The sequence below is a fragment of the Streptomyces sp. GLSS-08 genome (assembly GCF_056387915.1).
The window spans coordinates 55,955-76,393 of the sequence record NZ_JBWJAQ010000024.1 but is presented as its reverse complement, the minus strand read 5'-3'; the positions used below and the strand labels follow the sequence as shown (position 1 = coordinate 76,393).

Annotated in this window: 19 protein-coding genes, 1 pseudogene and 2 riboswitches; of the genes and pseudogenes, 13 read left to right on the top strand and 7 right to left on the bottom strand. The window is 70.7% G+C overall.

The window, feature by feature from the left end; all coding sequences use genetic code 11:
- Positions 1–3: 3 nt before the first annotated feature.
- From AC0ZLC_RS30205 to gcvT, 5 genes are all read right to left on the bottom strand, one after another.
- Positions 4–558: a glycoside hydrolase family 25 protein gene (locus AC0ZLC_RS30205; protein ID WP_476755115.1), complete on the bottom strand. Its 555-nt coding sequence runs from the start codon at positions 556–558 to the stop codon at positions 4–6.
- Positions 559–674: 116 nt separating this feature from the next.
- The gene (locus AC0ZLC_RS30200; protein WP_476755114.1) at positions 675–2,042 is read right to left on the bottom strand and encodes an L-serine ammonia-lyase; all 1,368 of its coding nucleotides are present in this window, start codon (positions 2,040–2,042) and stop codon (positions 675–677) included.
- Positions 2,043–2,207: 165 nt separating this feature from the next.
- Positions 2,208–3,470: a serine hydroxymethyltransferase gene (glyA, locus tag AC0ZLC_RS30195; RefSeq protein ID WP_476755113.1), complete on the bottom strand. Its 1,263-nt coding sequence runs from the start codon at positions 3,468–3,470 to the stop codon at positions 2,208–2,210.
- Between the two features lie 13 nt (positions 3,471–3,483).
- Positions 3,484–3,861, bottom strand: coding sequence for a glycine cleavage system protein GcvH (gene gcvH, locus AC0ZLC_RS30190; protein WP_476755112.1), 378 nt, complete (start codon positions 3,859–3,861; stop codon positions 3,484–3,486).
- Between the two features lie 221 nt (positions 3,862–4,082).
- A complete protein-coding gene (gcvT, locus tag AC0ZLC_RS30185) occupies positions 4,083–5,201 on the bottom strand; it encodes a glycine cleavage system aminomethyltransferase GcvT (protein ID WP_476755111.1) in 1,119 nt (372 codons plus the stop codon).
- Between the two features lie 34 nt (positions 5,202–5,235).
- Positions 5,236–5,348: riboswitch (glycine riboswitch) on the bottom strand.
- Positions 5,349–5,446: riboswitch (glycine riboswitch) on the bottom strand.
- Positions 5,447–5,638: 192 nt separating this feature from the next.
- On the opposite strand from gcvT, the gene AC0ZLC_RS30180 reads away from it, so the two are divergent.
- From AC0ZLC_RS30180 to AC0ZLC_RS30135, 10 genes and pseudogenes are all read left to right on the top strand, one after another.
- Positions 5,639–6,313: an AAA family ATPase gene (locus AC0ZLC_RS30180; RefSeq protein WP_476755137.1), complete on the top strand. Its 675-nt coding sequence runs from the start codon at positions 5,639–5,641 to the stop codon at positions 6,311–6,313.
- Positions 6,314–6,380: 67 nt separating this feature from the next.
- A complete protein-coding gene (locus AC0ZLC_RS30175; protein WP_476755110.1) occupies positions 6,381–7,154 on the top strand; it encodes an enhanced serine sensitivity protein SseB in 774 nt (257 codons plus the stop codon).
- Positions 7,155–7,357: 203 nt separating this feature from the next.
- Positions 7,358–8,155 (top strand): enhanced serine sensitivity protein SseB C-terminal domain-containing protein, encoded by a 798-nt coding sequence (locus tag AC0ZLC_RS30170; protein ID WP_476755109.1) that lies wholly within the window; start codon positions 7,358–7,360, stop codon positions 8,153–8,155.
- Between the two features lie 371 nt (positions 8,156–8,526).
- Positions 8,527–9,534: an ABC transporter permease gene (locus AC0ZLC_RS30165; protein WP_358853619.1), complete on the top strand. Its 1,008-nt coding sequence runs from the start codon at positions 8,527–8,529 to the stop codon at positions 9,532–9,534.
- 68 nt (positions 9,535–9,602) lie between these two features.
- Positions 9,603–11,387, top strand: a complete 1,785-nt coding sequence (locus tag AC0ZLC_RS30160) for an ABC transporter substrate-binding protein (RefSeq protein ID WP_476755108.1) — start codon at positions 9,603–9,605, stop codon at positions 11,385–11,387.
- A gap of 117 nt (positions 11,388–11,504) precedes the next feature.
- Positions 11,505–12,503: an ABC transporter permease gene (locus AC0ZLC_RS30155; RefSeq protein ID WP_476755107.1), complete on the top strand. Its 999-nt coding sequence runs from the start codon at positions 11,505–11,507 to the stop codon at positions 12,501–12,503.
- Positions 12,500–13,597: an ABC transporter ATP-binding protein gene (locus AC0ZLC_RS30150; protein ID WP_358853622.1), complete on the top strand. Its 1,098-nt coding sequence runs from the start codon at positions 12,500–12,502 to the stop codon at positions 13,595–13,597. Before AC0ZLC_RS30155 ends, AC0ZLC_RS30150 begins: the two co-directional genes overlap by 4 nt.
- A gap of 23 nt (positions 13,598–13,620) precedes the next feature.
- A pseudogene (locus tag AC0ZLC_RS30145) lies at positions 13,621–14,730 on the top strand (ABC transporter ATP-binding protein); the annotation flags it as partial.
- A gap of 757 nt (positions 14,731–15,487) precedes the next feature.
- Positions 15,488–16,150: a trimeric intracellular cation channel family protein gene (locus tag AC0ZLC_RS30140; protein WP_476755106.1), complete on the top strand. Its 663-nt coding sequence runs from the start codon at positions 15,488–15,490 to the stop codon at positions 16,148–16,150.
- A gap of 66 nt (positions 16,151–16,216) precedes the next feature.
- Entirely contained in the window at positions 16,217–17,077 is an 861-nt protein-coding gene (locus AC0ZLC_RS30135; RefSeq protein ID WP_476755105.1) for a thioesterase family protein, read from the top strand.
- Positions 17,078–17,083: 6 nt separating this feature from the next.
- Here the strand turns inward: AC0ZLC_RS30135 and AC0ZLC_RS30130 are convergent, their stop codons facing one another.
- On the bottom strand, positions 17,084–17,674 hold the full coding sequence (locus AC0ZLC_RS30130; RefSeq protein ID WP_476755104.1) for a TIGR03086 family metal-binding protein: 591 nt from the start codon (positions 17,672–17,674) through the stop codon (positions 17,084–17,086).
- 223 nt (positions 17,675–17,897) lie between these two features.
- Between AC0ZLC_RS30130 and AC0ZLC_RS30125 the strand changes: the two genes are divergently transcribed.
- Together AC0ZLC_RS30125 and AC0ZLC_RS30120 are read left to right on the top strand one after the other, a co-directional pair.
- Positions 17,898–18,875: a helix-turn-helix transcriptional regulator gene (locus AC0ZLC_RS30125; RefSeq protein ID WP_476755103.1), complete on the top strand. Its 978-nt coding sequence runs from the start codon at positions 17,898–17,900 to the stop codon at positions 18,873–18,875.
- A gap of 139 nt (positions 18,876–19,014) precedes the next feature.
- Positions 19,015–19,371 carry a hypothetical protein gene (locus AC0ZLC_RS30120; RefSeq protein WP_476755102.1) on the top strand — a complete coding sequence of 119 codons (357 nt, stop codon included), beginning with the start codon at positions 19,015–19,017 and terminating at the stop codon, positions 19,369–19,371.
- Between the two features lie 122 nt (positions 19,372–19,493).
- On the opposite strand, the gene AC0ZLC_RS30115 is transcribed toward AC0ZLC_RS30120, so the two are convergent.
- Positions 19,494–20,120 (bottom strand): TetR family transcriptional regulator, encoded by a 627-nt coding sequence (locus AC0ZLC_RS30115; RefSeq protein WP_476755101.1) that lies wholly within the window; start codon positions 20,118–20,120, stop codon positions 19,494–19,496.
- 151 nt (positions 20,121–20,271) lie between these two features.
- Here AC0ZLC_RS30115 and AC0ZLC_RS30110 point away from each other — a divergent pair, with 151 nt between their 5' ends.
- The gene (locus AC0ZLC_RS30110; RefSeq protein ID WP_476755100.1) at positions 20,272–20,439 is read left to right on the top strand and encodes a hypothetical protein; all 168 of its coding nucleotides are present in this window, start codon (positions 20,272–20,274) and stop codon (positions 20,437–20,439) included.

Sequence of the window (20,439 nt, the reverse complement as noted above, 5' to 3'; positions counted from 1 at the left end):
AGCCTACGGGTTGGCCCATTCCCGCAGGTCGGCCGCGCTGGTGAAGTCCGCCACGTCCTTGTCCAGGGGGTGGTCGGTGTACTGGTGGAACGTCCAGTCGGCCCGGATCCGCGGCTTTCCCGCCGTCACGTAGTCGGCGATCCACAGACCGTCGCCCGCGTACGAGGTGGTGTCCACGTCGAGCCAGAAACTGCGGTTGCAGTACAGGACGACGCGGTGGCCGGGACGCAGTTCCTTCAGGATGCGCAGGAAGCGGTCCTTCTCGGCGTTGCTCGCGTGGGTCCCGTCGCCCGTGGTCTCCCAGTCGACGGCGAGGATGTCGCCCGCCCGTTCCGGAGCCAAGGCGAGGAAGTACTCGGCCTGCGCGGTGAGGTTGCCCGGCCACAGGAAGTGATAGAACCCGACGACGCAGCCGGCGTCCCGGGCCCGCTTCGCCTGGGCGTTCAGCCTCGGATTGACGTACGAACGGCCTTCCGTGGCCTTCACGAAGACGAAGGACAGACCGTCGGTGGAGTAGGACGACGACTGATAGGCGCTCACGTCGATGCCGCGCAGCATGGCGACTCCTGGTGCGTGGGGGAGGAAGGGGGAGCGGGGGAGCGGCGGAACAAGCGCCGACTCCCTTGTTTTTTCCCTTACTTCCGAGGGCCCACCCCTGTACGCACCGGCGGGGCTCAGCACTCGATGATGTTCACCGCGAGCCCGCCGCGGGCCGTCTCCTTGTACTTGACGGACATGTCCGCGCCCGTCTCCTTCATGGTCTTGATGACCTTGTCGAGGGAGACCTTGTGGGAGCCGTCGCCACGCATGGCCATCTTCGCCGCGGTCACGGCCTTGACCGCGGCCATGCCGTTGCGCTCGATGCACGGGATCTGGACCAGGCCGCCGACGGGGTCGCAGGTCAGGCCCAGGTTGTGCTCCATGCCGATCTCGGCGGCGTTCTCGACCTGTTCGGGGCTGCCGCCGAGGACCTCCGCGAACGCGCCGGCGGCCATGGAGCAGGCGGAGCCGACCTCGCCCTGGCAGCCGACCTCGGCGCCGGAGATGGAGGCGTTCTCCTTGAAGAGCATGCCGATGGCGCCGGCCGCGAGCAGGAAGCGCACGACTCCCTCCTCGTCGGCGCCCGGCACGAAGTTGACGTAGTAGTGCAGGACGGCCGGGATGATGCCGGCGGCGCCGTTGGTGGGCGCGGTGACCACCCGGCCCCCGGCCGCGTTCTCCTCGTTCACGGCCATCGCGTAGAGGGTGATCCACTCCATGGCGTGGGCCGGCGCGTCGCCCTCGGCGCGCAGCTGCCGGGCCGAGAGGGCCGCCCGGCGGCGGACCTTCAGGCCGCCCGGCAGGATGCCCTCGCGGGACATGCCGCGCGACACGCACGCCTGCATCACCCGCCAGATCTCCAGGAGCCCCTCGCGGATCTCCTCCTCCGTGCGCCAGGCCCGCTCGTTCTCCAGCATCAGCGCGGAGATCGACAGACCGGTCTCCTTCGTCAGGCGCAGCAGCTCGTCACCCGTGCGGAAGGGGTACTTGAGAACCGTGTCGTCCAGCTTGATGCGGTCCTCGCCCACCGCGTCCTCGTCGACCACGAAACCGCCGCCGACGGAGTAGTAGGTCTTCGACAGCAGCTCCTTGCCGTCGGCGTCGTGCGCCCACAGCGTCATGCCGTTCGCGTGGTACGGCAGGGCCTTGCGGCGGTGCAGGACCAGGTCGTCGTCGAAGGAGAAGGCGATCTCGTGCTCGCCGAGCAGCGCGAGACGGCCGCCGGTGCGGATCGCCTCGACGCGCTCGTCGGCGCCCTCCACGTCCACCGTCCGCGGGGAGGCGCCCTCGAGGCCGAGCAGCACCGCCTTGGGAGTGCCGTGGCCGTGACCGGTCGCGCCGAGGGAGCCGTACAGCTCGGCGCGTATCGAGGCCGTCGGGGTCAGCAGCTCCTCGTTGCGCAGCCGGTGGGCGAACATGCGGGCCGCGCGCATCGGGCCGACCGTGTGGCTACTGGACGGGCCGATGCCGATCGAGAACAGGTCGAAGACCGAGATGGCCACGGAGGACTCCTAGGGGTTTCGGCGGACGCCGTTGTCAGCCGGTCGTGCCGGGCGGTGCATGCGGCGGGGCACCGCGCTCAGCTTCCAGTGTGCGCGGTGCCCCGGACGTTCGTACGAATGAAGACGGTGCCACGAAAAGACCCGTACGGCAAAAAGGCGTACGAACTACTTCAGGCCGGGGTACAGCGGGTGCTTGGCGGCCAGAGCGGACACCCGGGCCTTGAGCGAGTCCGCGTCGTACGACGGCTTGAGCGCCTCGGCGATGATGTCCGCGACCTCGGCGAAGTCCTCGGCCCGGAAGCCGCGGGTGGCGAGGGCGGGCGTGCCGATGCGCAGGCCGGAGGTGACCATGGGCGGGCGCGGGTCGTTCGGGATGGCGTTGCGGTTGACCGTGATGCCGACCTCGTGGAGACGGTCCTCGGCCTGCTGCCCGTCCAGCTCGCTGTTGCGCAGGTCGACGAGGACGAGGTGGACGTCCGTCCCGCCGGAGAGGACGTCGACCCCGACTGCCTTGACGTCGTCCCGGACCAGCCGCTCGGCCAGGATCCGGGCGCCGTCCAGGGTGCGCTGCTGGCGCTCCTTGAAGTCGTCCGTGGCGGCGATCTTGAAGGAGACCGCCTTGGCGGCGATCACGTGCTCCAGCGGACCGCCCTGCTGACCGGGGAAGACAGCGGAGTTGATCTTCTTCGCCAGCTCGGCGGTGGACAGGATCACGCCACCGCGCGGGCCGCCCAGCGTCTTGTGCGTGGTGGTGGTGACCACGTGCGCGTGCGGCACCGGGTTCGGGTGCAGCCCCGCCGCCACCAGGCCGGCGAAGTGCGCCATGTCGACCATCAGGTAGGCGCCGACCTCGTCCGCGATCCGGCGGAACGCGGCGAAGTCGAGCTGACGCGGGTACGCGGACCAGCCGGCCACGATCAGCTTCGGCCGGGACTCCTTGGCCAGCTTCTCGACCTCGGCCATGTCGACCTGGCCGGTGGCGTCGTCGACGTGGTACGCGACCACGTTGTAGAGCTTGCCGGAGAAGTTGATCTTCATGCCGTGGGTCAGGTGCCCGCCGTGCGCGAGGTTCAGGCCCATGATCGTGTCGCCCGGCTTGAGCAGCGCGAACATGGCGGCCGCGTTGGCCTGGGCGCCCGAGTGCGGCTGGACGTTGGCGTGCTCGGCGCCGAAGAGCGCCTTCACGCGGTCGATGGCGATCTGCTCGATCACGTCGACGTGCTCGCAGCCGCCGTAGTAGCGGCGGCCCGGGTAGCCCTCGGCGTACTTGTTGGTGAGGACCGAGCCCTGGGCCTCCATGACCGCGACCGGAGCGAAGTTCTCCGAGGCGATCATCTCCAGGGTGGACTGCTGGCGGTCCAGCTCGGCGTCGACCGCGGCGGCGACGTCCGGGTCGAGTTCATGAAGGGGCGTGTTCAGAAGCGACATCAGTCGGGAGTCCTTAGCCTGCGGTGAATTCGGTGTACTCGTCCGCGGAGAGCAGGTCGGCCGGCTCGTCCGTGACGCGCACCTTGAACAGCCAGCCACCCTCGAAGGGAGCCGAGTTCACCAGGGACGGGTCGTCCACGACGTCCTGGTTGGCCTCGACGATCTCGCCGGTGACCGGGGCGTACAGGTCGCTGACCGACTTGGTCGACTCCAGCTCGCCGCAGGTCTCGCCCGCGGTCACGGTGTCACCGACCTCCGGGAGCTGGACGAACACGACATCGCCGAGCGCGTTGGCCGCGTGCTCCGTGATGCCGACCGTCGAGACGCCGTCCTCGGCGGCCGACAGCCACTCGTGTTCCTTGCTGTAACGCAGCTGCTGGGGGTTGCTCATGGCCTGAATTCTCCTGTACGCGGGGGAGTGCTGATGAAGCGGGGACGTAGCTGAGCCGGACGGACGCGCCCGGCGCCGCTTCCGGCGCCCGGGGCAGGTGTCCGGCCCGGTACCCGGGCCGGTGTCACTTCCGGCACGTGGCCGGTGCCGAATCCGGTACCCGGGCCGGTGTCGTGGCCGGCGCCAGGGCCGGTGTCACGCGCGGCGCGCGGGGACCAGTGTCACTTCTGGCGCTTGTAGAACGGCAGCGCCACGACCTCGAACGGTTCGTGGCTGCCCCGGATGTCCACACCCACACCGGCCGTGCCGGGAGCGGCGTGCGTGGCGTCGACGTACGCCATGGCGACCGGCTTGCCGAGCGTCGGGGAGGGCGCGCCGGAGGTGACCTCGCCGATCACCTCACCGCCGGCGACGACGGAGTAGCCGGCGCGCGGCACGCGGCGGCCCTCGGCGACGAGCCCGACGAGCACGCGCGGCGGGTCGTCCTGCGCGCGGGCGGCGGCCGCGGACAGGGCCTCCCGGCCCACGAAGTCGCCCTCCTTCTCGAACTTCACGACCCGTCCGAGGCCCGCGTCGAAGGGGGTGAGCGACGTCGTCAGCTCGTGCCCGTACAGCGGCATGCCCGCCTCCAGGCGGAGCGTGTCGCGGCAGGACAGCCCGCAGGGGACGAGTCCGGCCGGGGTGCCCGCCTCGGTCAGCGCCTGCCACAGCTTCTCGGCGTCGGCCGGCGCCACGAACAGCTCGAAGCCGTCCTCGCCGGTGTAGCCGGTGCGCGCGATCAGCGCCGGGACGCCCGCGACCGTGCCGGGCAGACCCGCGTAGTACTTGAGGCCGTCGAGGTCGGCGTCGGTGAGGGACTTGAGGATGCCGGGGGACTCCGGGCCCTGGACCGCGATCAGCGCGTACGCGTCGCGGTCGTCGCGCACCTCGGCGTCGAAACCGGCGGCCCGCTCCGTCAGCGCGTCCAGCACCACCTGGGCGTTGGAGGCGTTCGCGACCACCATGTACTCCTGCTCCCCGAGCCGGTACACGATCAGGTCGTCGAGGATGCCGCCGTCCGGGCGGACGATCATGGTGTAGCGGGCGCGGCCGACCCCGACCGAGGCGATGTTGCCGACGAGGGCGAAGTTCAGGAAGGCGGCGGCCTGCGGTCCGGTGACCGTGATCTCGCCCATGTGGGAGAGGTCGAAGAGACCGGCCCGGGTGCGCACGGCGAGGTGCTCGTCGCGCTCGGAGCCGTAGCGCAGGGGCATGTCCCAGCCGGCGAAGTCGGTCATCGTCGCGCCGAGCGAGCGGTGCAGGGCGTCGAGCGCGGTGTGACGGGGGGCGTTACTGCTCATCGGTGGGGCTCCCAAGGCATGACGGCGAGGTCGTTCCTCCCCATCTGTCATCGGAACCTGAGAGGTTCATCACGACCCGGCGAACCGGTGGTCGTGACTTGCACCTTGGGTGGAGCCACTGGTCAGCGGCCCGCTTTTCAGATGTGCCTCGCCCGCGCGGTAACGGGGCCTGAGAGATTCAAGGGAGGGACTTGCTCCTTCGGCGCCCGGGGACCGATGCCCCGGGACTCTCCCGCGCGGATTCAAGCGGCCGGTATGCAGTTGGCGGGCACATCATTGCACGCATCCGTGAAACCCGGCAGGGGCGCCCTGTCCGGCCGGCGGCAAAGGACCTGTGACCGGTCTGTGGCAGGACGAGGACGGAAACGAGAGGCGTTCCGCATTACCTTCTCTTTACACTCGAATGGGATGGGACTCCGGATCCGAGGGGGAGGACGATCAGGGTGAACAGGACCACGGCGTACGTGACGGGTTCGGGACTCGCGCTGCCCGAACAGCCCGGTGTCCCGGCCCGGGAGGCGTGCGGACCGATGCCGGGACCCGTCGTCCGCGATCTGCGCGAGCGCGCGGGACACAGCCCGCACGGCCTGTCCTTCGGCGCGTCCGACGTGGTCGTGGTGACCGGTCTGCCCGGCAGCGGCAAGTCGACGCTGATGCGCCGGGCCGTGCGCGGCGCGCGCGTCGACTCCCAGGACACCCGCGACCGCTGGGACACCCGGCTGTCCCGCTTCCTGCCGTACGCGCTCTACCGCCCCGTCGTCCGGCTCGCGCACTACACCGGGCTGCACCGCACGCTGCGCTCGGGCGCCGGCGTCGTCGTGCACGACTGCGGCACACAGGTCTGGGTGCGCCGCTGGCTCGCCCGCGAGGCCCGCCGCCGGGGCGGCACCCTGCACCTGCTGCTCCTCGACGTCGCGCCGGACACCGCCCTGGACGGCCAGCGCGAGCGCGGGCGCGGCGTCTCGCGCTACGCGTTCCTGCGCCACCGCCGGGCGGCCGGGTTGCTGCTGCGGTCCGTCGAGAAGGGGGATCTGCCGCAGGGCTGCGGCTCGGCGGTCCTCATCGACCGGGCGGCGGCGGACGTGCTGCGCCGGATCGACTTCGGCGACTGACCCCCCGTACGCGCCCACCGGTTAGGGTTTCCAGCCGGAACAGCGGTTCACAGCAGGCGGTAGACAGATGGACTTCCCGGCACAGGCGTACCCGCACCCCCATCCGCACGGCGGATGGCCAGGCAACGAACTGGAGGAGGTCCTCTCCGCGTCCCTCGGAGTGCCGTCGGCCGGTGCCCGGATCGTCGAGGTCCTCGGCCGCAGCTTCCTGTGGATCCCGCTGCCGAACGGCGGCGGCCCGCACAGCGGACCGCTCGACCTGCCCATGCTGGAGATCGAAGGGCAGGCGTACGTCCCGGTCTTCAGCTCGGAGGAGCAGTTCCGCCAGGCCGTCGGCGCCCACATGGCGTACACGATCGCGCCCGCCGTCGAGTTCGCGCGCGGACTGCCCCCGCAGGTGGGGCTCGCGGTCAACCCGGACGGCGTGGTCGGCGTGCCGCTCCCGCCGCCCGCCGTCGCCGAACTGTGCCGCACCGGGCGGACCCCGCTGGACGGACCCGCGAGCGGCGGCCGGGTCCGGCTGTTCGAACCCGACTGGCAGGACGACCCGGTCGACTTCCTGTCCGCGGCGTCGGCCGAGTTCGCCGCCACCGGTGTGGTGCTGACCGCCCGCCGCTGCCTGGCCAGCATCGAGGGCGGCGACCCGGTGATGTTCGTCGGTGTCGAACTGTCCGAATGGGAGGGCCCGGCACGGACGTACCCGCTGGACGCCCTCGGCCGGGCGCTCGGCCGGGTCCCGGTGGACCGGCCGGTGAACCTGGTCCTCCTCGACGTCGCCCAGGACCCGGTGGGCGACTGGATGCGCGCCCGGGTGCGGCCCTTCTACCTGCGGGAGCACTGAGCGGGCGGGACCCGCGCCGGGCCGGGCACCCGGCGCCACGCCGGCCGGCGAAGCCGTGCGTCAAGTTCCTGTCAGGAACGCCGCTTAAGCTGGTTTCATGGCTCGGTCGAGGTGGTGACGCGCTCCCGGACGGGATGCCGTGCGAACGCCCCGGGGGCGATGGGGGAGTTCATGATGATCTGTTCGCGAAGGGGCGGTTGAGGGTGAGCGCGTCGGGCACGGCCGCGGCCGGGCAGGTCGAGCACATGCTGCGCCAGGTGACTCCCGGGCGCTACGACGCCTACGAGGCGCTCCTCCGCGCGCTCGCGAACCCGTCGAACGGCCAGATCTGGATGCTGCTCTGGCACGGCCAGGCGGGCTCGCCGGACGCCCAGTACGGGAACATGGAGGTGGGCGGCTACGGCTACGCCCCCTGCGTGACCTCGGCTCAGGAGCTGTCCGCCAGCGGCTGGAACCGCTCGTACGAGGTCGTCGACGGCCTGGACGTCGCCCGCACCCTCTACCCCGACCACTTCGGTCTCTGGCTGAACCCGCACGCCCCCGGCGGCGGAGTCGGCATCCCCTGGCTGGACCTGCGGCGCATCGCCACCGGCCTCGAGCGCCAGCCGACGGGACCGCTGCGGCTGTCCGAACCCGGCATCGAGATCCCGCAGTTCTACGCCCTCCTCACGCAGAACGCGCACCGCACCTCCGCCGTGCGCTCGCTGCGCCGCGCCTGGGTGCAGCCCGCCCTCGGCGCGCCCTACCTGGCCATCGGACTCGACGTCTACGACACTTCCCCGTCCGCCGTCGACTCGGTGCGGGCGATGATGCAGCAGTCGATCGGCGCGGTCCCCGACGGGCTGCCCGTGTCGACCGTCGCCATGTCCGACGAGTACGACCCGGTGGCGATGTGGCTGCGCGCCAGGGCGCGGCCCTTCTACGACCGTGAGGCGCACGCGGCGCCCGCCCAGGCGCCGGCGGCCGGCGGGTACGGCTACCCGCAGCCCCGGCCGTACTGACCCCGAAAGCCGTCGCCAGAACGGCGCCCGGCCGCGTCTCTTCGACGTGCCACCGGGCGCTGACCAGCGCGCTCGAAGGCGAAAGGGCGTGATGTCCGCGTTGCGGACGAGGCGACGGGATAACGACCGCCGTGGACCCTTGTGGCCCAATTGCCCCGTGTCCGACCCCCGTTACCCGCCGTCCGGATAACGGAACCCCCCTGCCCGCATCACGTTTAGGCATCCATTCACCGTCAAGTCTGGCAACAGATCGCCGAGGCGTTAAAGACTCCCGGTCCAGGGGTGTTCGCCCCTTTGTACGACGGACTGATCATGCCGCTACAGCGGCACGTGTGGGCCGGCTACCGCCGGTTGAGAGGGGTCCCTGCCAGATGACGGCACCATTGCACGAGCCGACCGCTGAAGCGGCCCCGAGCGCGGCCGAGGAAGCGGCGGTGGTCAGCGCCGATCCGAAGGCGGTTCAAGGACGCTCCCTCGGCCGGATCGCCTGGGAGCGCCTCAAGCGGGACAAGCTCGCACTCACGGGCGGTGTCGTCGTCCTCCTGCTCATCGCGGTCGCGATCCTCGCCCCAGTGATCGCCAACCTGATCGGCCAGGATCCCGAGTCCCACCACGAGGACCTGATCGACCCGCTGTTCTCCACGCCCACCGGCTCGCTGGGCGGCATCAGCGGCGACCACCTCTTCGGCGTCGAACCGGTGAGCGGCCGCGACATCTTCGCCCGCATCATCTACGGAGCCCGCATCTCGCTCCTCGTGGGCTTCCTGTCCGCCCTGGTCGCCGTGGTCCTCGGGACCGTCCTCGGCATCCTGGCGGGCTTCTTCGGAGGCTGGGTGGACGCGGCCATCAGCCGCGTGATGGACGGTCTCCTGGCCTTCCCGCAGCTGCTGTTCATCATCGCCCTCGTCTCGGTCATGCCGAACGAGATGCTGGGCCTGACGGGTACCGGCGTGCGCCTGTTCGTCATGATCCTGGTGATCGGCTTCTTCGGCTGGCCCTACGTCGGACGTGTCGTGCGCGGCCAGACGCTCTCGCTGCGCGAGCGCGAGTACGTGGAGGCGGCGCGGAGCCTGGGCGCCGGGCGGTTCTACATCCTGTTCAAGGAGCTGCTGCCCAACCTCATCGCGCCCATCATCGTGTACACGACGATGATGATCCCGACCAACATCCTCACCGAGGCGGCGCTCAGCTTCCTGGGCGTCGGCGTCAAGCCGCCGACCGCCTCATGGGGACAGATGCTCTCCTCGGCGATCGACTACTACGACTCGGATCCCATGTACATGGTGATCCCCGGTGTGGCGATCTTCATCACCGTGCTCGCCTTCAATCTCTTCGGCGACGGCGTGCGTGACGCGCTGGACCCGAAGGCTTCCCGCTGAACAGCCGTACCCCCGGGGCCTGTGACTCATTCACAGGCCGCCTACATCATTTCGGAGGATCCGAGATCGTGACTACCCAACGCACTTCAGGGCGGCGCAAGCAGGCCGTGGCCGCAGCTGCCGTGGTCGCAGCACTGCTGAGCACGGCTGCGTGCGGCGGCGGCGACGACAGCAAGGGCGACGGCAAGAGCGGCGGCGCGGCCGGCTTCAACGCCGGTAACAACAAGGTCGCCAACGCCTCGTCGAAGAAGGGCGGCGAGCTGAAGTTCGCGAGCGCCCAGGACGCCGACTCGTGGGACACCACGCGCGGCTACTACGGCATGGCGTGGAACTTCATGCGCTACTACAGCCGCACGCTCATCACGGGCAAGGCCGAGCCGGGCAAGGCGGGTGCCGAACTCACCCCGGACCTCGCCACGGGCCTCGCCAAGGTCACGGACGGCGGCAAGACCTACACGTACACGCTGCGTGACGGGGTCACCTGGGAGGATGGCAAGCCCATCACCTCCAAGGACGTCAAGTACGGCATCGAGCGCCAGTGGGCGCAGGACGTGCTGTCGGGCGGCCCGGTCTACGTGAAGGACATCCTGGACCCGAAGAGCCAGTACAAGGGTCCCTACAAGGACAAGTCCAAGGACAAGCTCGGCCTGAAGGCGATCGAGACGCCGGACGACAAGACGATCGTCTTCAAGCTGCCGAAGGCGAACTCGGACTTCGAGGACATGCTCGCGCTGGCCTCGTCCGCGCCGGTGCGCCAGGACAAGGACACCAAGTCCAAGTACGGCCTGCACCCGTTCTCCTCGGGCCCCTACAAGTTCGAGGGCTACACCCCGAACAAGAGCCTGACGCTGGTCCGCAACACCGAGTGGAAGCAGTCCTCGGACCCGATCCGCAAGGCGCTGCCGGAGAAGATCTCGATCAAGTTCTTCACCAACGCCAACGACCTGGACCAGCGCCTGATCGCCGGCGACTACGACCTGGACCTCGCCCAGACCGGTCTGTCGCCGCAGGGCCGCACCACCGCCCTGAAGCAGCACAAGGGCAACCTGGACAACCCGGTCTCCGGCTACATCCGTTACGCGGTCTTCCCGCAGACGGTCAAGCCGTTCGACAACGAGCACTGCCGCAAGGCCGTGATCTACGGCGCCGACCACAAGTCGCTGCAGACCGCGCGCGGTGGCCCGGTCGCCGGCGGTGACATCGGCACCAACATGCTCCCGCCGTCCGTCCCGGGCTCCGAGGGCCAGAAGTACGACCCGTACGGCGCCACCAAGAACGACGGCGCCGCGGACATCACCAAGGCCAAGGAAGAGCTCAAGGCCTGTGGCAAGCCGAACGGCTTCAAGACCACGATCGCGGTCCGCAACAACAAGCCCGTCGAGGTCGCGACCGCCGAGTCCCTCCAGGCGTCGCTGAAGAAGATCGGCATCACCGTCGACATCGAGCAGTTCGACGGCGCGCAGACCACCGGCATCATCGGAAGCCCCTCCAACGTGAAGAAGAAGGGCTTCGGCATCATCATCATGGGCTGGGGTCCGGACTTCCCGACCGTCCAGGGCTTCGGTCTCCCGCTGTGGTCCGGCAAGTACATCCTGGAGAGCGGCAACAACAACTTCGCGATGATCGACGACAAGACCATCAACGGTCTCTTCGACGACTACGTGAACGAGCTCGACGAGGGCAAGAAGACCGAGCTGGCCACGGAGATCAACCACAAGGTCATGGAGGGCGGTTACTACCTGCCCTTCGTCTTCGAGAAGTTCATCAACTGGCGCTCGAACCGGCTGACCAACGTCTACACGACGGACAACTACAGCGGTCAGTTCGACTTCGTCAACCTCGGCGTGAAGTAATCCCGACCGGCGCACCCGCCATAAGGCACGAAAGGCAGGTGAAGGCCGGAGCGGCGTGAACCGTGGGCCACCGGAAGACCTCCGGTGGCCCACGGCCCCGCCGTCGGGCCGAGAGCAGTGCTCGCTTACCTCATCAGGCGGCTCTTCGCCGCCGCAGTGATGCTGGTGGTCATCATTCTGGTGGTCTTCGGCATCTTCTTCCTCGTCCCACGGTGGGCGGGCGTCGACCCGGCCACGATGTTCGTGGGCAAGCAGGCCGACCCCGCAGCCATCGAAGGCGTGCGGGAGAAGCTCGGTCTGGGCGACCCGATCTTCGTCCAGGTGTGGGAGTTCTTCAAGGGCATCTTCGCGGGACGCACGTACTCGTCCGGCGGTGACGTCACGAACTGCGCCGCGCCGTGCTTCGGCTACTCCTTCCGCAGCGAGCAGGCCATCTGGCCGCAGATCACCGACCGCTTCCCAGTGACCCTGGCTCTCGCGCTCGGTGCCGCCGTTCTGTGGCTGATCTTCGGTGTCGCGGCGGGTGTGCTGTCCGCGCTCAAGCGCGGCTCCTTCTGGGACCGCGGCGCGATGATCGTCGCCCTCGCCGGCGTCTCGCTCCCCATCTACTTCACCGGTCTGCTGTCCCTGGCGATCTTCAGTTACGGGCTCGGCTGGCTCGACGCCCAGTACGTCCCGATCGCCGACGGCTTCGGCGGCTGGTTCGGCGGCATGCTCCTGCCCTGGATCACGCTCGCCTTCCTCTACGCGGCGATGTACGCCCGGATCACCCGGGCCACGATGCTCGAGGTCATGGGCGAGGACTACATCCGTACCGCCCGTGCCAAGGGGCTGGCCGAGCCGACCGTCATCGGCAAGCACGCCATGCGCTCCACGATGACGCCGATCCTGACCATGCTCGGCATGGACCTCGGCGCCCTCATCGGCGGCGCGATCCTCACCGAGACCACGTTCAGCCTCCCCGGCCTCGGGCAGGCGGTGCTGAAGGCGATCAGCGACAAGGACCTGCCCGTCATCCTCGGGGTCACCCTGATCACCTCTCTCGCGGTGATCGTCGCCAACCTCGTCGTGGACATCCTGTACGCCGTGATCGACCCCCGAGTGAGGCTCGCATGACCGAACTCAGCAAGAGCGGAGCAGCGGTCGGCGAGCCCGTCACGAACTCGCCCGCACCGTCCGCCTTCCTCGAAGTCCGCGACCTGAAGGTCCACTTCCCGACCGACGACGGCCTGGTCAAGTCCGTCGACGGGCTCAGCTTCACGCTGGAGAAGGGCAAGACCCTCGGCATCGTGGGCGAGTCCGGCTCCGGCAAGTCGGTGACCTCGCTCGGCATCATGGGCCTGCACACCGCCGGCCAGTACGGCAAGCGCAAGGCCCAGATCTCCGGCGAGATCTGGCTGAACGGCACGGAACTGCTGTCGGCCGACCCGGACTACGTGCGCAAGCTGCGTGGCCGCGAGATGGCGATGATCTTCCAGGACCCGCTGTCGGCGCTGCACCCGTACTACACGATCGGCCAGCAGATCGTGGAGGCGTACCGCATCCACCACGACGTCGACAAGAAGACCGCGAAGCGCCGCGCCGTCGAGATGCTCGACCGCGTCGGCATCCCGCAGCCGGACAAGCGCGTCGACAGCTACCCGCACGAGTTCTCCGGCGGTATGCGCCAGCGCGCGATGATCGCGATGTCGCTGGTCAACAACCCCGAACTGCTCATCGCGGACGAGCCGACGACCGCTCTGGACGTCACCGTCCAGGCGCAGATCCTCGACCTCATCCGGGATCTGCAGAAGGAGTTCGGCTCCGCGGTCATCGTGATCACCCACGACCTGGGCGTCGTCGCCGAGCTGTCCGACGACCTCCTGGTGATGTACGGCGGCCGTTGCGTCGAGCGCGGTCCGGCGGAGAAGGTGTTCTACGAGCCCCGGCACCCCTACACCTGGGGGCTGCTCGGCTCGATGCCGCGGCTGGACCGCGAACAGACGGAGCGCCTCATCCCGGTCAAGGGTTCCCCGCCCTCGCTCATCAACATCCCGTCCGGCTGCGCCTTCAACCCGCGCTGCCCGTACGCGGACGTCCCCAAGGACAACGTCACCCGCACGGTCCGCCCCGAGCTGTCCGAGGTGGGCAGCAGGCACTGGGCCGCCTGCCACATGACGCAGGAGCAGCGGGAGCGGATCTGGACCGAAGAGATTGCGCCCAAGCTGTGAGTGAGAACGCAGAGGACAAGGCAGTGAGCATCCCTGCACAGAGCGGCGGCGCGACCCTCACGAAGGGCGCCGCCCCCGGCGAGACCCTGCTCAAGGTGACCGGCCTCAAGAAGCACTTCCCCATCCGGAAGGGTCTTCTGCAGCGCCAGGTCGGCGCGGTGCGGGCCGTCGACGGCATCGACTTCGAGGTGCGCGCGGGGGAGACCCTGGGCGTGGTGGGCGAGTCGGGCTGCGGCAAGTCGACGATGGGCCGGCTGATCACGCGGCTGCTCGAACCGACCGCGGGCAAGGTCGAGTTCCAGGGCAGGGACATCACGCACCTCGGCGTCGCCGGTATGCGGCCGATGCGGCGTGACGTCCAGATGATCTTCCAGGACCCGTACTCGTCGCTGAACCCGCGCCACACCATCGGTACGATCGTCGGCGCTCCCTTCAAGCTCCAGGGTGTCACGCCCGAGGGCGGCATCAAGAAGGAAGTCCAACGGCTGCTGTCGGTCGTGGGTCTCAACCCCGAGCACTACAACCGCTATCCGCACGAGTTCTCCGGCGGCCAGCGCCAGCGCATCGGCATCGCCCGCGCGCTCGCGCTCAACCCGAAGCTGGTCGTGGCGGACGAGCCGGTCTCGGCGCTCGACGTGTCGATCCAGGCGCAGGTCGTCAACCTCCTGGACGACCTCCAGCAGGAGCTGGGCCTGACGTACGTGATCATCGCGCACGACCTCTCGGTGGTGCGGCACGTCTCGGACCGGATCGCGGTGATGTACCTCGGCAAGATCGTCGAGCTGGCGGACCGCGAGTCGCTCTACAAGGCGCCGATGCATCCGTACACCAAGGCGCTGATGTCGGCCGTGCCGATCCCCGACCCGGCGCGGCGCAACGCCAAGAGCGAGCGCATCCTGCTCAAGGGCGACGTGCCCTCGCCGATCTCGCCGCCGAGCGGCTGCCGCTTCCACACGCGGTGCTGGAAGGCGACGGAGATCTGCACAACGACCGAACCGCCGCTCCTGGAGCTCAAGGCCGGCCAGCAGGTCGCCTGCCACCACCCGGAGAACGCCGAGGACCAGGCGCCGCAGGACACGGTGCTGCTGTCGGTGGCGCGGGAGGCGGTCGAGCTGGTGCCGGACGCGGTGCTGGCAAAGACGTCGTCGGTCGCGGTGCAGGCCTCCCTCAAGGGCGCCGGCTCCGCGCCGGTGACCGGCGAGGCCGCGAAGCCGTCCGAGGACACCCCGTCCGAGGCCACCCCGGTGGCCGAAAGCCCGGTGGCCTCCGAGGCGCCGTCCGGCACGGCGAAGGCCGCGGCGGATGTGCCCGGGCCGGCGGTGCGGCCGGACGCCGCGGAGAGGGAAACGGCAGAGCCCGTGACCGCGGGGCCCGCGGTCACGGCGTCGGACGCCGCGGACGCGGAGACGGTGGAGCCCGCGACCGCGGAGCCTGCCGTGAAGCCCGCCGCCGCGGAGCCCGCCGCCACGGCGTCCGCCGTGGAGCCGGACGTTGCGGCGAAGCCGGAGCCCGCGGGCCCGGCGCCCGCCACGGAGCCGGAGGCCGCCGCCACGGTGCCCGGCGTGGAGCCGGACGCCACGGAGCCGGAAACGGTGAAGCCCGCGGGCACGGTGCCCGCCACGGAGCCGGAGGCCGCCGCCACGGTGCCCGCCGCCGAGCCGGACGCCACGGAGCCGGAGCCCGGCAGGCCCGCCACCACGGAGCCCGCCACCGCGAAGCCCGCGACGGCGAAGCCCGAGACCGCGAAGCCGGACGGTGCGAAGCCCGCGGCCGCCACGGGCGCGGACGACGGCGGGGACGCTCCTGTCAAGGAGTAGTCCCGCGCGTGCGCAGGGACGGGAGAGCGCGCCCGCGCTCTCCCGTCCCTTTCGCCGTGCGTAAGAATGTCGGGTGCTTCAGCAACTGTTCAGCCCCTCCGTCCAGCACACGCTCGACCTGGTCGGCATCTTCGTCTTCGCCATCTCCGGCGCCCTGCTGGCCGTCCGCAAGAACTTCGACGTCTTCGGCATCGCCGTGCTCGCCGAGGTCACCGCGCTGGGCGGCGGGCTGTTCCGCGACCTGATCATCGGAGCCGTGCCGCCGGCCGCCTTCACGGACCTGGGGTACTTCATCACCCCGTTGCTCGCCGCCCTGCTCGTCTTCTTCCTCCACCCGCAGGTGGAACGGATCCAGGCCGGGGTGAACGTCTTCGACGCGGCCGGACTCGGCCTCTTCTGCGTCGCAGGCACGACCAAGGCGTACACCTATGGCCTCGGCCTCACGCCGTCCGCGGCGCTGGGGCTGGCCACGGCGGTCGGCGGCGGCGTGCTGCGCGACGTCCTGGCCAACGAGGTGCCCTCGCTGCTCCGCTGGGACCGCGACCTGTACGCGGTGCCGGCCATCGTCGGCGCCGCGATGGTGGCCCTGTGCATCCGCTACGACGCGCTGTCGCCGTTCACCAGCGGGCTGGCCGTCGTGACCGCGTTCGTGCTGCGGCTGCTCGCGATGCGGTTCCACTGGCGGGCGCCGCGCGCCTGGAACCGGCGCTCGACCGTGCAGGAGACGGACGACTGAGTGCTCCCACGGGATCTCAACGCGAAAAAGCTACTGCTTAGTAATCTCCTGTTGTACGGTTCAGGTATGCCAGAAGCAGCTTCCGTACAGGCCACGCGAGCCACGGTCGGCGACAGCGAGTTCGACCGCGACACCGCGGTGACCCTGCGCGAACCCGGCGTCTACGACATCGACCTGTCCGCCGGGTGGACGATCATCAGCGCCGTCAACGGCGGTTATCTGCTGGCCGTCCTCGGCCGCGCGCTCGGGGACGCCCTGCCGCATCCCCACCCGTTCACGATCTCCGCGCACTACCTGACCGCGTCCCAGCCGGGCCCGGCGGTCGTCCGCACGGACGTCGTACGGACCGGCCGCACCCTGTCGACCGGCCAGGCCTCCCTCTTCCAGTACGACGACGAGGGGCGCGAGGTCGAGCGGATCCGCGTGCTCGCCTCGTACGGGGACCTGGGCGCGCTGCCCGAGGACGTCCGCACGACGGCGCGACCGCCCGCCATCCCGCCCATGGAGCAGTGCTTCGGGCCGGAGGACGGTCCGGCGCCCGTGCCCGGCAGCTCCGCCATCACCGACCGGCTGATGCTCAAGCTCGACCCCTCGACGCTGGGCTGGGCCCTCGGATCGCCGTCCGGCAAGGGCGAGATGCGGTCCTGGTTCGGTCTCGCCGACGGCCGCGACGCCGACCCCTTCTCGCTGCTCCTCGCGGTCGACGCGCTGCCGCCGACCGCCTTCGAGCTGGGCCTGTCCGGCTGGGTGCCGACGGTCGAGCTGACGGCGCACGTGCGGTGCCTTCCGGCGCCGGGACCCCTGCGGGTCTCCATCACCACCCGCAACCTCGCCGGCGGCTTCCTGGAGGAGGACGCCGAGGTGTGGGACAGCGCGGACCGGCTGGTCGCGCAGTCCCGTCAGCTCGCGCGCGTCAGGCTCGGCTGAGCCCGCTCACGCGGTGACCAGGGGGCGCCGGCCCAGCCAGGCCGCCAACTGCCCGTAAATGTCGGTTCCTTCGGGGACCGGTACCGCCGACCCGAAGTGCTCGCCGTCCGCACGCTGCCCCTCGGGCAGCACCCGGCGGGCCACGGCGAGGGCGAACTCGGCGAGCGCCGGGTCGAGTTCGAGCGGGCGGCCGAGGGACTCCGAGAGATCCCAGGCGTGGGTGACGGCCTCCATCACGTAACCCGACAGGGCCGCGCGCCCCGGAGCCTCGCCCCAGGGCACCCGCACCACGGCGTCCAGACGGGCGTCCTCGGCCCACGCCCGCCGTACCCGCTCGGCGGCCTCGGCGTACGCGGCGCTCCAGCCGTCGTCCGGGACCTCGTCGGCGTACGGGCTCAGCGCGAGTCCGTCGCCGCCCTCACCGATCAGGGCGATCCGACGGGTGCCGCCGACCATGTGCGACAGCAGCCGCCGCACGTCGTACTCGGCGCACGGCGTCGGTCCGGTCAGCCGGTCCGCGCCGACCGTCCCGATCAGCGCGGCGATCTGCTCCGCGGCGCGGGCGTACAGGGGGCGGGGGTCGGGGGCGGCGTTCATGGCGCACCTCTCGTCGTGTCGCGTTCGGATGACGTCGGGCCGGTGTGATCCCGCCGGGCTCCGCGGGTGCCGTTCGGCGTGCCGCGGATGGCGCCGGGATCGTCCGGATCTCACCGGGCCCGATGTACCGGCTCCGGGAGCCGATGTGCCGACTCTCCCCGCATAACCTGACAGTTTCCGTCAGCATTTGCGGCGGACCGGGCGGGCGCGGAATCCTGGGCCGGTGAAGTCCGACCGCCTGCTCTCCATCCTGCTTCTGCTGCAGACCCGCGGCCGGGTCCCCGCGCGCGAACTCGCCGGCCGGCTGGAGGTGTCGGTGCGCACCATCTACCGGGACATCGAGGCGCTGTCGGCCTCCGGCGTCCCGGTGTACGCCGAGCGCGGCCGGCACGGCGGCATCGAACTGCTCGCCGGATTCCGCACGGACGTCACCGGGCTGACCGCCGACGAGTCCCGCGCGCTGTTCATCCTGGCCGCGCAGGGGGCGCACGCGGCGCTCGGGCTGGACGCCGCGCTCGGCTCGGCCCTGCGCAAGGTGATGGCCGCGCTGCCCGCTCCGCACCGGCCGGCCGCCGAGGCCACCAGCCGGCGCGTGCTGGTCGACGCGACCCGCTGGAAGGGCGGTCCCCAGCCTGCCGTCGACCTTGACGTGCTCCAGGACGCGGTGTTCGCCGACCGCCGGCTGCGGCTGCGCTACCGGCACAGCGGGCGGACCGAGCCGAGCCGGTACACCGTCGATCCCTACGGGCTCGTGTCCAAGGCGGGCGTCTGGTACCTCGTCGCCGACCGGCGCGGAGAGCCGCAGCTGTTCCGTGCGGACCGGGTGCGCTCGGCCACGCTCCTGGCCGATCCGGTCAGGCGGCGCCCCGGCGTCGAACTCGCCGACGCCTGGGACGTGGTGCGCCGCCAGGTGGAGCAGCGGCCGGGCGGCGTCGACGTCACGGTCCGGGTGCTGCGGTCCCGCCTCGACATGTTCCTGCGGCTCAACGCGGCGGCCCTCAGGGAGCTGCCCGAGGACGACGGCGAGAGCGAGTGGGTGACCGCCAGGCTGTCGTACGGCGTCGTCCAGGAGGCCCGCTCCCTGCTCGCCTTCGCCGACCGGATCGAGGTGCTGTCACCGCCCGAGGTACGTGCGGAGCTGGCCGGCGCGGCGGCCGCCGTCACGGAGCTGTACCGGACGGAGAGCGGGGCGGGTTCGTAAAGGGGCAGACCGACCGGGCTTGTCGGGTCCGGCTTTGCCCGAACCACAGGCCGGGCACAGCGCGAACCCATCCCGGGCCCATGGGCAGTTGCTTGCATACGCCTCTCAGAAACCCCTCGTCTTCCGGGAGTCGCCCCACATGAAGCGTCTGCGCCTCGTCCCCGCCGTCACCCTGCTCATGCTGTCGCCCCTGCTGGCGGCCTGCGGCCCGGACGACTCGTCGTCCTCGACGAAGGGCGACTCCGCTCAGCAGAGCTGCGGTCGGCCTTCCGGCATGCCGGGCGGGGGACCGTCCGGGGCGCCGACCGGCAAGGCGCCCTCGGGTGCCTCGTCCTGGGCGCCCACCGGCACCCCCACCGGCACCCCCACCGGCAAGGCCCCCTCCGGTGCCCCGACGGGCATGCCGTCCGGCGCCCCGAGCGGCGGCCCCGGCGGCGGCTGCGGGGGTCCCGGCGGCGGGCAGCAGGGGCAGGGCGGCCAGGCGGGACGGGGCTGACCCGTACCCGTACCCGTAGCCGTAGCCGTGCGCGTCGCGTGCGCGTACCCGGACGCGGGACCGGCGGCGGCGAGGAGGCGGCGAGCAGCGGGCGGCGTGCCGGGGTGCGCCGCCCGTGGCGGTCAGCCCAGCCAGTGGCGGCGGCCGATGCTGATCAGCCGCATCTGACGGCTCGCGACGCGGGCCACCCGGTCCCGCTCCTCCTCGGACGCCTCCAGCGCCTCCAGGAAGAGCGAAGCGGTCATCAGCATCTGGTCCACGTACAGCGCCGCGAGCATCAGCAGGTCGTCGTCGCTCCACCCCGCGGACTCGGCGTGTTTGGCCAGTTCTGTCCGCACTTCCTCCGCGAAGCGGGCCAGTTGACTGCTGATGGCCTCGCGCACGGGCTGCACGCCGCCGTGCCGCTCCCGCGCGATGAAGCGGACGTGCGCCGGGAACGTCTCCACGTGACGGGTGATCAGACCGACCGCGCGCGCTATGCGTTCGTCGCTGTCGTCGGCCGCGGACACCGTGTGCCCGATCATCGGGTGCAGGCTGCCCAGCGCCTCCTCGACCAGCGCCACCCCGAGATCCGCGGTCGAGCGGAAGTGCCGGTAGAACGCGGTCGGGGCGACGCCGACCGCGCGGGTGACCTCGCGCAGTCCGAGGCTGCTCAGGCTCTGCTCCTCCAGCAGGCCGAGCGCCGCGTCCAGGAGCGCCTGCCGGGTCTTCTGCTTCTGCGCCTGCCGGATGCCGAGGGTGTGACTCATGCCATGCAGTTAACAACTGTTCTCTGGAATTGAAAAGCCGCCGGACGCGCTAGACTCTCAAGTCAGTGAACAACTGTAACTACAACTGTTCACTGGAGCGTCAAGTCCGCGAAACATCCGCGGTGTTGCACCACTCCACGAGAGGAACGTCATGCTGATCCTCGTCGCCGCCCTACTGCTGCTCGGCGTCGTCATGGGCACCGTGGCCCACGCGCCGCTGCCCCTGACCCTCGTCGCCGCCGCCGTCATCGGCATCTGGCTGGCCGTCTTCGCGGCCCGCGAGCGGCACTCCCGCCGCCGCGGCACCTCCGCCCACTGA

What these genes read in the sequence shown, in the direction of transcription:
- AC0ZLC_RS30120 (WP_476755102.1), top strand. Translation starts at nt 19,015, where the DNA reads ATGAAGCGTCTGCGCCTCGTCCCCGCCGTCACCCTGCTCATGCTGTCG.
- gcvH (WP_476755112.1), bottom strand. Translation starts at nt 3,861, where the DNA reads ATGAGCAACCCCCAGCAGCTGCGTTACAGCAAGGAACACGAGTGGCTG.
- AC0ZLC_RS30150 (WP_358853622.1), top strand. Translation starts at nt 12,500, where the DNA reads ATGACCGAACTCAGCAAGAGCGGAGCAGCGGTCGGCGAGCCCGTCACG.
- AC0ZLC_RS30130 (WP_476755104.1), bottom strand. Translation starts at nt 17,674, where the DNA reads ATGAACGCCGCCCCCGACCCCCGCCCCCTGTACGCCCGCGCCGCGGAG.
- AC0ZLC_RS30175 (WP_476755110.1), top strand. Translation starts at nt 6,381, where the DNA reads ATGGACTTCCCGGCACAGGCGTACCCGCACCCCCATCCGCACGGCGGA.
- gcvT (WP_476755111.1), bottom strand. Translation starts at nt 5,201, where the DNA reads ATGAGCAGTAACGCCCCCCGTCACACCGCGCTCGACGCCCTGCACCGC.
- AC0ZLC_RS30115 (WP_476755101.1), bottom strand. Translation starts at nt 20,120, where the DNA reads ATGAGTCACACCCTCGGCATCCGGCAGGCGCAGAAGCAGAAGACCCGG.
- glyA (WP_476755113.1), bottom strand. Translation starts at nt 3,470, where the DNA reads ATGTCGCTTCTGAACACGCCCCTTCATGAACTCGACCCGGACGTCGCC.
- AC0ZLC_RS30135 (WP_476755105.1), top strand. Translation starts at nt 16,217, where the DNA reads ATGCCAGAAGCAGCTTCCGTACAGGCCACGCGAGCCACGGTCGGCGAC.
- AC0ZLC_RS30110 (WP_476755100.1), top strand. Translation starts at nt 20,272, where the DNA reads ATGCTGATCCTCGTCGCCGCCCTACTGCTGCTCGGCGTCGTCATGGGC.
- AC0ZLC_RS30205 (WP_476755115.1), bottom strand. Translation starts at nt 558, where the DNA reads ATGCTGCGCGGCATCGACGTGAGCGCCTATCAGTCGTCGTCCTACTCC.
- AC0ZLC_RS30165 (WP_358853619.1), top strand. Translation starts at nt 8,527, where the DNA reads ATGACGGCACCATTGCACGAGCCGACCGCTGAAGCGGCCCCGAGCGCG.